General features: G+C 71.7%; 11 protein-coding genes and 2 pseudogenes. 5 read left to right on the top strand and 8 right to left on the bottom strand.

Annotation, left to right across the window (positions count from 1 at the left end):
• Nucleotides 1-79 precede the first annotated feature (79 nt).
• From ABGB05_RS23575 to ABGB05_RS23560, 4 genes and pseudogenes are all read right to left on the bottom strand, one after another.
• On the bottom strand, nt 80-1066 hold the full coding sequence (locus ABGB05_RS23575) for a nitroreductase (RefSeq protein WP_347655641.1): 987 nt from the start codon (nt 1064-1066) through the stop codon (nt 80-82).
• Nucleotides 1067-1205: 139 nt separating this feature from the next.
• Entirely contained in the window at nt 1206-2183 is a 978-nt protein-coding gene (locus ABGB05_RS23570; RefSeq protein ID WP_347655640.1) for a nitroreductase family protein, read from the bottom strand.
• 206 nt (nt 2184-2389) lie between these two features.
• A complete protein-coding gene (locus ABGB05_RS23565; RefSeq protein WP_347655664.1) occupies nt 2390-2959 on the bottom strand; it encodes a hypothetical protein in 570 nt (189 codons plus the stop codon).
• A gap of 267 nt (nt 2960-3226) precedes the next feature.
• Nucleotides 3227-3694: pseudogene (locus tag ABGB05_RS23560) on the bottom strand (GNAT family N-acetyltransferase); the annotation flags it as partial.
• Nucleotides 3695-3875: 181 nt separating this feature from the next.
• Between ABGB05_RS23560 and ABGB05_RS23555 the strand changes: the two are divergent.
• The 4 genes from ABGB05_RS23555 (at nt 3876) to ABGB05_RS23540 (ending at nt 10474) form a co-directional block, all read left to right on the top strand.
• Nucleotides 3876-4580, top strand: coding sequence for a CBS domain-containing protein (locus tag ABGB05_RS23555; protein ID WP_347655639.1), 705 nt, complete (start codon nt 3876-3878; stop codon nt 4578-4580).
• 201 nt (nt 4581-4781) lie between these two features.
• Nucleotides 4782-7166, top strand: a complete 2385-nt coding sequence (locus ABGB05_RS23550; protein ID WP_347655663.1) for a phosphoketolase family protein — start codon at nt 4782-4784, stop codon at nt 7164-7166.
• Nucleotides 7167-7598: 432 nt separating this feature from the next.
• A complete protein-coding gene (locus ABGB05_RS23545) occupies nt 7599-8987 on the top strand; it encodes an AbfB domain-containing protein (RefSeq protein WP_347655638.1) in 1389 nt (462 codons plus the stop codon).
• 44 nt (nt 8988-9031) lie between these two features.
• The gene (locus ABGB05_RS23540) at nt 9032-10474 is read left to right on the top strand and encodes a glycoside hydrolase family 43 protein (protein WP_347655637.1); all 1443 of its coding nucleotides are present in this window, start codon (nt 9032-9034) and stop codon (nt 10472-10474) included.
• An 85-nt stretch (nt 10475-10559) separates the two neighbouring features.
• On the opposite strand, the gene ABGB05_RS23535 is transcribed toward ABGB05_RS23540, so the two are convergent.
• On the bottom strand, nt 10560-12008 hold the full coding sequence (locus tag ABGB05_RS23535; RefSeq protein WP_347655636.1) for an RICIN domain-containing protein: 1449 nt from the start codon (nt 12006-12008) through the stop codon (nt 10560-10562).
• A gap of 157 nt (nt 12009-12165) precedes the next feature.
• Nucleotides 12166-12564, bottom strand: a complete 399-nt coding sequence (locus ABGB05_RS23530; RefSeq protein ID WP_347655635.1) for a hypothetical protein — start codon at nt 12562-12564, stop codon at nt 12166-12168.
• A gap of 5 nt (nt 12565-12569) precedes the next feature.
• Here ABGB05_RS23530 and ABGB05_RS23525 point away from each other — a divergent pair.
• A pseudogene (locus ABGB05_RS23525) lies at nt 12570-12806 on the top strand (chlorophyllase); the annotation flags it as partial.
• Between the two features lie 121 nt (nt 12807-12927).
• On the opposite strand, the gene ABGB05_RS23520 reads toward ABGB05_RS23525, so the two are convergent.
• Together ABGB05_RS23520 and ABGB05_RS23515 are read right to left on the bottom strand one after the other, a co-directional pair.
• On the bottom strand, nt 12928-13776 hold the full coding sequence (locus ABGB05_RS23520; RefSeq protein ID WP_347655634.1) for an ABC transporter permease: 849 nt from the start codon (nt 13774-13776) through the stop codon (nt 12928-12930).
• Nucleotides 13773-14693, bottom strand: coding sequence for an ATP-binding cassette domain-containing protein (locus ABGB05_RS23515; RefSeq protein ID WP_347655633.1), 921 nt, complete (start codon nt 14691-14693; stop codon nt 13773-13775). Before ABGB05_RS23515 ends, ABGB05_RS23520 begins: the two co-directional genes overlap by 4 nt.
• Nucleotides 14694-14757: the final 64 nt, after the last annotated feature.

Genomic DNA, 14757 nt, shown 5'->3' with positions numbered 1-14757 from the left:
CGGGGGGTGTGGTGGGCGGCGGCGTTGACGGGCGACTCGTTGAACTACCGCGATCCGGCCCGGTCACTGGCTGGGCCGGTCAGTTGCCGACCACCTCGATGGTCTGCGCCACCGGCAGCCGGGGGGTGTGCGGCGGGCCGGCGGTCTCCGGGGCGGCGGTGCCCAGGCGTACCACCAGGTACGGATAACCCAGGTTGCTGATCACGGACCGCAGCACCTGCCGGAGACTGGGCAGCTCGATGACGGAACTGAACGGCAGCACCGTGACACCGAGTTCGGTCGCGGTCAGCCAGCCGGCCGACAGCGCCCGGCCGGCCCGGAGCCAGTCCGCCGGCTCGTCGCCCGGGCCGTACAGGATCGCGTAGCGGGCGGCGCGGTCGTGCCCCGGGCCGACGGTGAGGGTCCCGGCCCGTACGAAGTCCCGGCCCGGAACGGTGGTCTGCGGCGCCTGGGCCGGGACCACCTCGTCCGGAAGGCCGGCGCCCGCCGGTCGGTCCCCGCCACGCCAGTACGCCAACTCGGTGCGCTGCTCCTCGTCCTCGGCCTCCACCTGGTCGGCGTGCGAGGCGGCGGCGGCCAGTTCGAGGACCTGGTCGTCGGTCAGGACATGCCACTGGACGTCCTCGGCCGTCACCGCCTGACCGACGGCGGCGACCGCCTCCGGACTGGCCGGGGTGTCGCTGACCGGCCGACGGTCGGTGTGCCGCAACCGCACGGCCTCGAACCGCCGCACCGCCTCCGGTTCCACCTCGGTGCGTCCGGCGAGCCCGACCCGGGCCAGGTGGTCCGGATCGGCCGGGTCGGGCAGCGGTGTCACCGTCACCGACCAGCCCCGCGCGGCCACCGCGACCACGGCATGGTGCAGGGCGGCGCCGCAGCTGACGGTCAGCAGCCGCCCCTCCGGGTCGGCGGCCCGGAGTTGCCGCTCCCGCACCGCGTACAGGTCCAGCGCGTCCCCGCTGACCCGCCAGCGCCAGGGCTGGGTGTTGTGCACCGACGGCGCGTACCCGGCCGCCTCCGCGGCCTCGGTGAGGATGGTCGTGGCGGAACGTTCGGCATCGCTCATTGATCTCTCCTTTCTGCCCTCATCCTCCCCCGCCACGGACGCCGGTGTGCGGAGGACCGTCCACTTCCCGGTGACCAGGTACGACCCCCGGCCGACGACGACGCCCGCTCGGGGCACCGGGACCCGGGCGCCGACCCGGTCAGGGTCGAGCGGGTTCGGCGTCGATGACCTCCGCGACGTCGCGGCGGGGGGTGGGCCAGCCGGGCTGGCCGTACCCGATGCGCATCACTATCTGCGGCGCGCCGGCGCGCCCGAGGGCCAGGCGGAGCTGTTCCCGGGCGGCGGGTACCTCGATGGGCTGCGAGAGCAGTGAGACGGCGAGGCCCGCGTCGGTGGCGGCGAGCAGGACCCGTTGCATGGCCTGGCCGGCGTTGACCTGGTCGGTGGCGGTGTCGCCCGGCGTGCCGAGGACGGCGACGAGGGGTTCGGGTTCGAAGTCGCGGCCGGGAGCCCGGGTACGCACCCCGAAGGGTCGCTGGGGCAGCAGGTCGTACGGTTCGGCGGGCGGTCCGCCGGCGGTGACCGGCACCCCGTCGGGCGCCTCGTGGTGCCGGATCCAGTCGACCAGCTCCGCCCGGTAGGCGGGGTTGCGGTCGAGGACCCGGTTGGCGGCGTTGGCGATGGCGGCGACGGCGGTGACCGCCGCGGACCCGATCACCAGTTCCAGCCAGGTGTCCTCGGCGCGGGCCGCCTCGCGCAACTGCCAGCGCGCCTCGGCGGGGACCGGGTTGGGCCAGAACGGCGCCCGGTTGCTGTGTCGGCGCGCGATCGCCTCGTGCAGGGCACGTTCGGCGGGGGTGGCGGGACGGGGTCGGGTCGGGGTCAGCCGGGCCACCACGTCCGGCTCCGCCGGACAGGGTTGCAGGCACGTCTCGGCGGGGGTGCCGGCGACGGCCAGGGCGAGCCGGAGGTTGAACACGGCGGCCCCACAGCTGATCCGGGCCGCCCATCCGCTGGGATCGTTGACGGGCAACCGCCGCCGCGGGTCGACGAGCACCTCGATGCCACCGTCCCGCAGCCGGAAACGCCACGGCTGGGTGTTGTGCACCGACGGCGCCCGAACCGCCGCGGGCACGGCGTCGCGCAGGTCGGCGTGGGTGTATCCGGGGTCGCTCATGACGGTTCTCCTCATCGATTCCCCGTCGGGTGGGACGGCGGTCAGGCAGCGTGCGTGATCGACCGGCCCCGGGGCCGTTGCCCGGCGGTGTCCGGTGCCCGACCGGGGGTGGGGACCGTACGGGGCGGCGTCGGATGCCCGGCCGACCCGGGGAACGTCCGGGGCGCCGTCCGCGACGGCACCCCGGTGTCGCTGGTCGGATGTGGTCACTTCAGCCAGGGCAGGCGCTTGACGAGCGGGAGCCTCGCCCAGTGGGCGCCGAGCCCGAGCGTCCGGCCGGCTCCGGTCAGGGCCAGTCCGACGAGGACCCCCGCGAGGACGAGGTGCTCGTCCATGAACGGGTTGGTCTGCGGGGGAAGCGCGACCGACCACATCATCACGTACAGGAGCGCGCCGGCGGCGGCGGCGATCCGCATACCGATCCCGAGGGTCAGCGCGAGGCCGATGCCGAGCAGGCCGAGCATGAAGGCCCAGTTCGCGAACGCCGTGCCGGCCAGGTCGTGGTAGAGGCCCGCGAAGGGGCCCTCGGCGCCGCTGAGGAAACCCCTGGTCGGGTTGCCACCGTCGGTCCACCCCTTGCCGTCCGGGGTGGCGAAGCCGAGCCCGATGACCTTGTCGACGAAGGCCCACAGGAACGTCCATCCCAGGGCCAGCCGAACGCCGGCCCAGACGTACCGGGTCGCCGTCCGCGCGGCTGTCCCGGTCGTTTCGTCGGTGACCGCCGGAGCGGTCGTCTGTACGGTGTTCCGCTCTGCCATCGCGGTCATGGCTGCCACGTCCTTTCCGATCAGCTCGGGGTTCCGTCCGGACCCACCTCTATTCCACGCCGGGCACGGGTTCGGTGGCAGAGGCCTCGGTCCGCTCTCCGACGGGTCGGCGGTCCGGGCCCGACGGGACCTTCGGCCCTTGGGATACGAGCCGACCGCTCGCGGCCGGCGGCGATCCCTGAGCCCGTCCGCGCTGGTGTGGGTGCCCAGTCGCACCTCGACGACGCCGTCCGCGCCTCGGAACCGGACGTCGGCGGTCAGCTCGTGCGCCACCTGGAGCATCCGGCGGTTGCCGGGCAGGACCTCGCCGACCAGTTCGTCCACGCCGTCCGCGCCGGCGATGGCGGCCAGTTGCCGCAACAGCCGGGTGCCGATGCCGTGACAGCGCCGCCGTCCGTCGACAAAAACGGCGAACTCGGCCCGCCGGTCGGTCGGGCCGCTCCGCTCGTACGACGCGACACCGACAATCACGCCCGCCTGCTCGGCGACAACCGCGTTGTGTCGCGGTGACCGGCTCCGGCAGAGGCGGTCGATCTCGGTGGCGAGCGTCGCCCGTCCCGGGGCGACAAAAAACCGCATCCGCAGGTCGTCGACAGCGGCCCGGTCGTAGAGCGCGGCCAGTCCCGGTCGGTCGCCCGGGCGGACGGGTCGGATCCGGACGCTGCCCCCCTCGGCGGTCGCTCCTCCGGCGAGCCCTTCGACAGCCGTACGGGGCGCCGGTGCCCGGATGGTGGTGGTGGCCATCGCCGACCTCCCCGAAGTTCGTCTCGTCCCGTCCAGTCAACGGCGGCCGCCGCCGGCCGGGCAGGGCCTTCCGGCCTGCCACGCACCGGCCACAGGTCCCCCTCCGCCCGTGCCGTTGCGCCCTGCCCGGGCGCCGTGTCGGGGTTCTACGGTCGAGTGGCGGACGACGAGGGAGGTCGTGATGAGGACGTGGCAGGTGTGCGACGTGATGAGTACGGACGTCGCCACGGTCCGGGAGAACACTCCGTACCGGGAGATCGTCGACGTGCTCACCAGTCGGAGGATCGCCGCCGTACCCGTGGTGGACGAGTTCGGGTACGTGCTCGGCGTGGTCTCCGAGGGTGACCTGCTGCACAAGGTGGAGCTCATCGGGCAGTCCCACGATCGGCCCGTCTTCGAGGGCCGGCGACGCCGGACGGCGCGGATCAAGGCCGACGCGGCCACCGCCACCCCGCTGATGACCACACCGGCGGTGACCGTCTATCCGCACACCCCGGTGGTGGTCGCGGCGAAGACGATGAACCGCCGACAGGTCAAGCGCCTGCCGGTGATCGACGACCTGGGGCGGCTCGTCGGGATCGTCACCCGTGGCGACCTGCTCAAGGTGCACCTGCGCCCGGACGGCGACATCCGCCACGACGTGGTGTGGGAGGTGCTGCGCCGGGTCCTGGCGATCGAGGAGGGCGTCGTCCAGGTGACCGTGCGCGACGGCGTGGTCCGGTTGACGGGGCAGATGGACCGCAGGAGTTCGGTGGAGATCGCCGGCCGCCTCGCCGCCCAGGTCAGCGGCGTCGTCGAGGTGACAGACGAACTCGGCTTCGATTTCGACGACACCCGGATGGTCGATCTCGGATCCGGGCGGGCCACCTTCACCGGCGTCGCCTGACAACGCGTCGCCGGGGACGGCACGCCACCGGTGCGGACGGCTCGTCCTGTCGCAGGTCGAGCGGTTCGGCCCGCGGTGTGGGCGCGTGGACTCCGGGGGCGGGACAGCGCGGTACGGAAGCGGACAACCTATCGGGAAGAGGAGGAAACACTGGTGACTGCCGTAGCGAACCAGGAGTCCCGGCACGTCGACCTGGACGAGGTGGTACGGACGCTCCGGGATCCCACCACCGCCGAGGTCGCGCAGTTGGACGCCTGGTGGCGGGCGAACAACTACCTGACGGTCGGCCAGATCTACCTGCGGGGCAATCCGCTGCTGCGTGAGCCGCTGGCCCCCGAACACATCAAACCCCGGCTGCTCGGCCACTGGGGCACCAGCCCCGGTCTGTCCCTGATCTACGCGCACGTCTCCCGGCTGATCCGGCAGACCGGTCAGCGGGCGATCTACCTGGCCGGCCCGGGGCACGGCGGACCGGCCCTGGTCGCCGCCGGCTACCTGGAGGGAACGTACAGCGAGATCTATCCGGCGGTCTCCCAGGACGAGGCCGGCATGCTCCGGCTGTTCCGCCAGTTCTCCAGCCCGGGAGGCATTCCCAGCCACGTCTCGGTGACCACCCCCGGCTCCATCCACGAGGGCGGCGAGCTCGGTTACGTGCTGGTGCACGCCTTCGGCGCGGTGCTGGACAACCCGGACCTGCTCGCGGTGGCCGTCGTCGGCGACGGCGAGGCCGAGACCGGCCCGCTCGAGGGGTCCTGGAAGGGGGTGTCGTTCCTCAACCCGGCACACGACGGCGCCGTCCTGCCCATCCTGCACCTCAACGGGGCGAAGATCGCCGGTCCGACGGTGTTGGCCCGGAAGGACCCGGCCGAGGTGCGGGCGTTGCTGACCGGGCACGGTTACGACGTACTGGAGGTGGAGGGGGCCGACCTGCCGGGCATGCACCACCGGTTCGCGGCGGTGCTGGCGCAGGCGTGGGGAAGGATCCGCGCCATCCAGCACGCGGCGCGGACCGGCGGCTGGGACGGTGAGCGGCCCCGCTGGCCGCTGATCGTGCTGCGCTCCCCGAAGGGCTGGACCGGTCCGGACCAGGTCGACGGCGTCCAGGTCACCGGCACCTGGCGGTCGCACCAGGTGCCGCTGTCCGGGGTACGGGACAACCCGGCGCACCTGGCCCTGCTGGAGTCCTGGCTGCGGTCGTACCGGCCGGAGGAGCTGTTCGACTCCACCGGCGCACCCCAGGCGGTGGTCCGGGACCTGGCTCCGGCGGGTGACCTGCGGATGAGTGCCAGCCCGCACGCGAACGGCGGGCTGCTGACCCGGGACCTCGACCTTCCGAACTTCCGGGACTACGCGGTCGACGTGGCGCGGCCGGCACAGCTGCGGGCCGAGTCGACCCGCCGGCTCGGTGAACTGATGCGGGACGTCTACCGGCGCAACCCCGACCGGTTCCGGCTGTTCTGCCCGGACGAGACGAACAGCAACCGGCTCGGTGCGGTCTTCGAGGCCTCCGACCGTGCCTTCATGGAGCGGGTCACCGAGACCGACGTCTCCGTCGGCCGGGACGGCCGGGTCATGGAGGTGCTCTCCGAACACAACTGTCACGGCTGGTTGGAGGGCTACACCCTGAGCGGACGGCACGGCGTGTTCGCCACGTACGAGGCGTTCGCGATGGTCAGCGCCTCGCAGACGGTGCAGCACGGAAAGTGGCTGCAGGAGGCCCACCGGCTGCCCTGGCGGGCCCGGGTGCCCAGCCTGAACGTGTTGCTGACCTCGACAGCCTGGCGCAACGACCACAACGGCTTCTCCCACCAGGGCCCCGGGCTGATCCAGGTGGTGCTGACCCAGCGCGGCGACGTCGCCCGGGTCTACCTGCCGCCGGACGCGAACTGCCTGCTGTCGGTGGCCGACCACTGCCTCCGGTCCCGGTCGTACATCAACCTGATCGTCATCGACAAGCAGCCGCAGCTGCAGTGGTTGACCATGGAGCAGGCGATCACGCACTGCGCCCGTGGCGCCGGCATCTGGGCGTGGGCGGGCACCGACGACGGCACCCGCGACCCCGACATCGTGCTGGCCTGTGCCGGCGACGTGGTCACCATGGAGACGGTCGCCGCCGCCCAGATCCTCCGGGAACGGCTGCCGGCCCTGCGGGTACGGGTGGTCAACGTCGTCGACCTGATGACCCTGATCCGCCCCAAGGACCACCCGCACGGGATGGATCCGACCCTGTTCACCGCGCTGTTCACCGACACCGTCGACGTGGTGTTCGCCTTCCACGGCTATCCGGGCGCCATCCACCAGCTCGTCCACGGTCGCCCCGACGCCGACCGGTTCCGGGTCCGCGGCTTCGTGGAGGAGGGGACGACCACCACCCCCTTCGACATGACCGTGCGCAACCGGGCATCCCGCTACCACCTGGTGCTGGACGCGATCAACAACGCCCGACGGATGCCCCGGGGCGCGAGCGAGCTGAAGGCCTGGTGCGAGCAGAAGCTCGCCGAGCACGCGGCGTACGTCGTGGAGCATCTCGAGGACATGCCCGAGGTGCGGGACTGGTCGCTCGGCGACTGGGCCGAGCAGGGCTGAACGGTCCGGCGTTGGCGGTGTCCGACTCGACTCCCGGGGCGGGGGCGGATCGTGCCCGTCCCGCCACTTGACAGCACACATGAGAACGCTAACATTCACAGATAACGCTATATTGACCGCACCGGTCAACCCCGGGCGTTCCGCTCATCCATCGCACCACCCGGCAGCTGGCGTGGCCCCCGACTCCGCCACCGGCCAGCCGTTCCGCGTACTTGTCCCCCTCTCCCTGTTACCGCTAACACCGACGGTCCGTCACCGAATCACCCGCGGTTGCCCGGAGCGCACCCGGGCCGGTCGGCCGGCTGCACGGTCCGACCAGGGCCGCCTCGCCGGTCTGCCGCACGCCGTTGATCGCGACCTGGACGGAGGTGCCCGACGAGGGCGACTCCTCCGACCGCTCGGCCGAACCGTCCCCACGAGGAGGTACCCGCTGTGCGCGTCCGCCCACTGACCAGTACGCCGAGGCGCCTGGCCGCCTACCTGCTCGCCGCCGGCGTGGCCGTGGTCGCGACGTCGTCCGTCTGCCCCGCCACACCCGCCCGGGCGGCCAACCCGATCGTCAGCCGGTTCTCCGGCGACCCGTCGATGCTCGTCTCCGGCGGCCGCGTCTACGTCTACGCCACCGACGACGCGACGAACGGAGGCACCTACTGGGACTCCACCGCCTGGCGGGTCTACTCGTCGAGCAATCTCGTCGACTGGACCGACCACGGTGCCCCGTTCACCCTCGGCGGCTTCCGGTGGGCGCGGGCGAACGCGTGGGCGCCGTCGGCGGTGCAACGCAACGGCTACCACTACCTGTACCTGCCGGTGGACCGGACCAGAATCGGCGTGGCCCGCAGCACGTCGCCCACCAGCGGGTTCACCGACCCACGCGGCAACCCCCTGATCGAGCGGGGGCGGGACGCCAACACCGGCGAGGAGCCGATCGACCCCGCCGTGTTCGTCGACGACGACGGGCAGGCGTACCTGTACTTCGGCGGAGCCCGGGCGCCGAAGGTGGTCCGGCTCAACGACGACATGATCTCCACCTCCGGTGCCGTGCAGAACGTGACGATCAACGGCGGCAGCGCGTTCGGCGAAGCCGGGTTCCTACACAAGCGGAACGGGACCTACTACTTCTCGTACTCCACCGGCTGGCCCGGGCAGATCGCGTACGCCACGGCCGGCAACCCGCTCGGACCGTTCACCTACCGAGGGGTCATCCTCGACGCCACGAACATCAACACCAACCACCACTCGATCGCCGAGTACAACAGCCGCTGGTACATCGCGTACCACCGCAACGCGCTGCCCGGCGGCGGCAGCTACCGGCGGGCGCTGTCGATGGAGTATCTGACCCACAACCCGGACGGCACGATCCAGCGGGCCACCCAGACCAGTGTCGGAGTCGGCACGCCCACGATCCCGGTCAACCGGATGCAGTCGTACAACTTCCCCGACCGGTACGTGCGACACGTCAACTTCGACGCCCGAATCGATCCGAACGTGAGCCCGGCCGCGGACGCCCAGTGGCGGATCGTGCCCGGCCTGGCGGACGCGGGCGGCGGTCACGTGTCGTTCGAGTCGGTGAGCCACCCCGGCCACTACCTGCGGCACGCCTACTACGACTTCGCGCTGGTGCGCAACGACGGCACCGCCGCGTTCGCCGCCGACGCGACGTTCCGCCGGGTGGCCGGGCTGGCCGACGGATCCGCCGCCTCGTTCCAGTCCTACAACTTCCCCGACCGGTACATCCGGCACTACGACTACCAGCTCAGGCTGGACCCGGTCGGCACCGCGACCGAACGCGCCGACGCCACCTTCCGGATCACCAGCTAGAAGCCTCCCCCAGCACCGTCACCCCGTCCCCAGGAGGAGAGCCGATGTCGAGGATCCTCACCCGGTTGGCCGCCGTCCTCGCCACCGCCGGTCTGCTGTTCAGCACCTGGTCGGCGGCGACGCCCAAGCAGGCGGCCGCGCTCGACCCGTTCACCGGCTACCTGATGGCCCACTTCACCGGAGAGTCCGCCACCGGACAGCAGATCCATCTCGCGCACAGCGAGGACGGCCTGCGCTGGACGGACCTGAACAACGGTGGGCTGGTGCTGCGTTCCACCGTGGGCACCCGTGGGGTACGGGACCCCGCCCTGGTCCGCTCCCCCGCCGGCGACCGCTACTGGATCATCGCCACCGACCTGTGCATCGGCTGCGGCCAGGACTGGAACGACGCCCAGAACAACGGCAGCCGCAACCTCGTGGTGTGGGAGTCCGCCGACCTGGTCACCTGGTCGGCGCCGTGGCTGCTCAACGTCGCCGGCACGATCCCGGACGGACGCAACGCGTGGGCGCCCGAGGCGATCTGGAACCCGGCCACCGGGGACTACGTCCTCTACTGGGCCACCAAGGCCACCCTGAACGGGGTGTTCAAGCACCGCGTCTACCACGCGCGGACGACGAACTTCCGCAGCATCACGACGCCGCAGGTGTACATCGACCGGGGCGGCAGCCAGGAGACCATCGACACCCAGATCGTCGAGGTCCCGGCGGGCGTCGGCAACCACCGCTACGTCCGCGCCTCCCGGGACGACCAGATCACCATCGAGGGCAGCGACTCGGTCCTCGGACCGTGGACGAGGCTCGGCGACCTCGCCGCCATCGGACTGACCGGTGCCCAGGTCGAGGGCCCGATGTGGCTGCGGTTCAACAACCGCGACGAGTGGACGCTCTATCTGGACCAGTACGCCTCCGGTCGCGGCTACCTGCCCGTCCTGACGGTCAACCCGTCCAGTCCGGGCAGCTACCGGATCCCGGCGTCGGGGTCCTACCACCTGGGCGGCACCCGTAAACGCCACGGCTCCATCCTCAACCTGACCGCCGCCGAGCAGAACCGGGTGCTCGCCCGGTGGCGCGGCACCGCGGTCAACCGGATCCAGGCCTACAGCCACCAGGACCGCTACGTCCGACACGCCGACTACGACGTACGCCTCGATGCGAACGTCAGCCCGGAGCAGGACGCCCAGTTCCGGCTCGTACCCGGGCTGACCGGCGGCGCCGGCACGATCTCCTTCCAGTCCGTCAACTTCCCGAACCACTACCTGCGCCACTACGGCTTCGACTTCCGGCTGGACGCCCACGACGGCACGACCACGTTCGCCGAGGACGCCTCGTTCCGTCAGGTCGCCGGGCTCGCCAACTCCTCCTGGGTGTCGTTCCGGTCCGTCAACTATCCCGACCGGCACATCCGGCACAACAACTTCCTGCTCCGGCTGGACCTGATCAGCGACGCGCGGGGGCGCGACGACGCCACCTTCCGGCTGACCTCCTGAGCCGGGCGACGGCCGACGCCCGGTGCACCGCGGGCGCCACACCCACGGTGCGCCAGGGCGCGGGCCCCCGGTCGGGACTGCGTGGTCAGGACTGGGTACGGGTCCACTGCTGGTTGGTACCGCCGGTGCAGGCGTACTGCTGAATGTCCGCGCCGTCGGCGGTGCCCCGGTTGACCACGTCCAGGCACTTGCCGCTGTGCCGGGCCCGCAGCTGGTGGTGGCCGTCGACGGCGACCCACTGCCACTGCTGGTTGGTACCGCTGCCGCAGGTGTACTGGATGATGTTGGCCCCGTCGGCCGTCGAGGCGGAGGCGACGTCGAGGCACTTGCCGCTGTTCTGGTTGACCAGGCGGAGGTAGCCGCCGCCGGCGTCCTGGAACTCCCAGCGCTGGTTTCCGCCGCCGTTCCAGGCGTACTGCTTGACCTCGGCGTTGTTGGCGGTGGAGCTGCTCACCACGTCCATCACCCGTCCGCTGTTGCGGTTGGTGATCCGGTGGTACGTGGGCGCGTTGCCGACGACGGTGCCGGCCGCCACGTCGATGGTGATCGACGGATACCAGTTCAGGCTCATGCTGGTCGCCGACGGGAAGCTGATCGGCAGCCAGACGTACTGCGAGTCGCCGACCGGGCCGCCCCAGGCGCCGGCCCACCGGTCGCCCATGTACAGGTAGCTGGTGGTGGAGGTGCCCTGGATCGGCAGCACGAACGTCGGCTGGGAGTTGAAGGTGGTCGAGTTGCCGACGTTGGTCCAGCCGGTCCACGGGCCGGAGATGCTCGACGCGGTGGCGTACCGGGCCTGGTTCGGGTTCCAGCCGGTCGCCCCCGAGGTCAGCAGAAAGTAGGTGCTGCCGCGTTTGAACATCGCGGGTGCCTCGCGGTGGGCGTCGTTCCAGAAGTTGCCGACCAGGCCCGCCACCCCGAGGTAGTCGGGGGTGAGCCGGTAGATGTGCAGGTCGTAGTTCTCGTCGGCGGCCGAGATCATGTATGCGGTGCCGTTGTCGTTGTAGAGCGTGATGTCCCGCGACATGTGCTGGCCGAGCGGCCGGAAGCTGCCGTGGTAGGTGTAGGCGCCGTCGACGGTGGCCGAGGAGGCGACCGCCGCCCGCGCCTCGCTGTAGTTCGACCCGTTCTCCTTGTGCATCCACATCACGTACCGGCCGGTGCTGGCGTTGTAGATGACCTTCGGTCGTTCGATGTTGGCGACCTGCAACTCGGCGGCGGACGACTGGGTCAGGACGTTGTTGCGGAACTCCCAGGTGCGCAGGTCGGTCGAGCGGTAGACGGAGACGGCCCGGAAGGTGTTGTCCGGGTTGCGGTTCTCACCGAACCAGTAGTGGTAGGCGCCGACCTTGAGCACACCGCCGCCGTGGGCGTGCAGCACGTTGCCGTTGGTGTCGGTGAACTGGGTGCCGTTGGTGACGGTGACCGGTGCCGCCTCGGCCGGGGTGGTGGTCACCGTGGTGGTCAGCACGACCGCGACCGCGGTCGTGGTGAGCGCCGCCACCAGGGTGTGGAGTCGCCTGTCGCGTCTCACTGCGGGGTCCTTTCCGAAAACGGACGGAACCGTCGCGGCGTCGGACGGGGGACGGCCCGGTGTGGTGGTGGCGCGCTGCCGGCAGGCGACGGTTGTTCGGGTGGTCCCATTGGTAGACGACCGCGCCCCGGCGGCGCCACAGCCCGGGCCAAATCATTCACGATCTTCCATATTTGGACGCCGGGTCGGCGTGGATCTCGCCGGCCACGGCGGCGGCGTCGAGCAGCCGGGTGCAGACCGGGACGAGGCGGTCGAGGAAGTAGGCGTGCAGGCTCCCGAAGGTGGCCTCGTCGGACTGCATCGCCTCGGCGAGGCCGTGCTTGGTGACCAGGAAGTCGACGAAGAGGTCGATCCACCGCACCAGCGCGGCGTACGGGGTGTCGCTGGTCGCCAGCAGGACCGAACCGGCCTCGGCACAGGCCTCGACCTGGTGCCGGTAAACGGCCACGACAAGGTCGGCCCGGGTCGGGAAGTGGCGGCAGATGGTACCGACCCCGACCCCGACCCCGACCCCGACGCCGGCCCGGGCGGCGATGTCCCGTACCGGGGCATCCACGCCGGAGCCCCGGTCCCAAGAGCCTGCTCACCCTCTTCGGCGCCGAACACTCCCTGGGCGGAATCGTCGGTCCCCACGCCGCGGAGACGACCGACGAGAGTCCCGAACGCGTCGCGCTGATCCAGCGGCTCAGCTGGGCCTACCTGCGCAGCGTGCGCTACCCCGGGGACACCGCCTGGACGGCGGCGAGCGCCGAACTGCGGGCCGGCACCCATCCGCCGGGTCGGATCGAATCCCGCTGAGGCGCCGGGGGCCCCGGCGGTCCGACGGCCGGGCCGGGCCGCCGCGCACCGCCGCGTCGAGGTCTTCGGCGCGGCGGTCGGCCAGGAACCAGCGGCCCGGCCGGGCTGTCGAAGGTTGGGATCAGGACACGTCGTGCCGGCCGAAGTGCAGCGTCGCCGCGCCGAGCGCCACGACCACGTACCCGACCAGGACGGCGACCGCGCCGGCGGGCGACAACAGGTACGGGTGGTCGGCGCCGGTGAGCTGCGGGACCAGGTTCGGCAGCAGGACCGAACTGAGCCTCAGGTGCCACGTCGTCGGCAGGAAGTGCGCGAATGCCGGCGCCACCAGAACAAGCGCGCCAAGGGTCACCAGTGTCGACGCGGTCGAGCGCAGCACGAAACCCAGGCCCAGGGCCACGATGCTGGTGACCATCACGACAAGCGCGGCGCAGAACACCGTCGGCAGCGCGTCCGTCCAGGTCGGCCAGGGGTCGAGCGGTGCGGGCCGGTCACCCAGCAGCAGGATCGCGCAGGCGAAGGCGAACAGTCCGAACAGCAGTCCGCTGAGCAGGCTCACCGCGCCGGCCAGCGTGGCCTTCGCGGCCAACAGGATCCGCCGCTGCGGCACGGCCAGCAGGCCCGGACGGATGGCGCCGGTCCGGAACTCGGCGGTGACCACCATGGCGCCGATCGCCCCGACGAAAAACCCGACGAACGGCATGACCGCCACGGTCGGGTCGGCCGTCTCGAAGTCCGCCTGCTCCGCCGCTGTCGCCTGGTCGAAGGACCGGATCAGGAGGAACAGGACGAGCAGCCCGAGCAGCGTGGTCAGCATCGCGGCGGCGAGGAACCCGTACGTCGACCGGACGGTCCGCAGCTTCCACCACTCGGCGGCCAACGCGGCCCGGAACACCCGCGCACGGGACACGACCGGTGGCGACCCGCCGCCGGTCTCCCCCGTCGTCGGGCCGCCGCAGACCATGGTCATGATCGTGCCGTCCTCTCCGTGGTAGCCGGGTACTCGACCGCCTCGCTGGTCAACTCCAGGTAGACGTCCTCGAGCGTGGCGCCGCGTGGCGTCAGTTCGTGCAGGGGAATCGACGCCGACGCCGCCGCGTCGCCGATCGTGGGCGCGTCCACGCCGACCGCGACCAGACCGCCGTCGTCGGTGCCGGTGACGGTCGCGCCGAGACCGGTCAGGAGGCGACCGAGTTCGGCCGTCCGGGGCGACCGGACGAGCACGTCACGTGCGAACCGGCCACGCAGCTCCGCCACCGAGGTCTCGGCCAGCAGTCGCCCCCGACCGATGACCAGCACCCGGTCGACGGTGAGCGCCATCTCGCTCATCAGGTGGCTGGAGAGCAACACCGTACGGCCCTGTGCGGCCAGCGACCGCAGGGTGGAACGGATCCACCGGATGCCCGCCGCGTCCAGGCCGTTGACCGGTTCGTCGAGCACGATCACGCCCGGGTCGCCGAGCAGCGCGCCGGCGATCCCGAGACGCTGCCGCATGCCGAGCGAGAACCCGGCGACCCGCTTGTCCGCCACGCCCGCCAGGCCGACCTGCTCCAGCACCTCGGACACCCGGGCCCGGCCGATCCCGTTGCTGCGGGCCAGGCAGGCGAGATGCCCGACGGCGGTACGGCCGGGGTGGGCGCCGTCGGCGTCGAGCACCGCACCCACCTCACGCATCGGGTGGCGGATCTGGTCGTACCGGCGATGGCCGATCAACGCCTGCCCCGAGGTCGGACGGTGCAGGCCGAGCAGGATGCGCAGGGTGGTCGACTTGCCCGCCCCGTTCGGGCCGAGAAAGCCGGTCACCACACCCGGACGGACCTCGAACGACAACCGGTCGAGCGCCGGCGTGGGTCCGTACCGCTTGGACAGTTCCCTCACCAGGATCATGGCGGAAATGGTTCCAGCGGTGCGGGTCCAGCCGCGTCTGACCACGGTCGGAAACCCGTGTCCG

This window comes from Plantactinospora sp. B5E13 (assembly GCF_039871775.1).
Classification (GTDB): Bacteria; Actinomycetota; Actinomycetes; order Mycobacteriales; family Micromonosporaceae; genus Plantactinospora.
The sequence above is the reverse complement of the archived record's forward strand: the minus strand, read 5'-3'. Positions and strand labels throughout refer to the sequence as shown.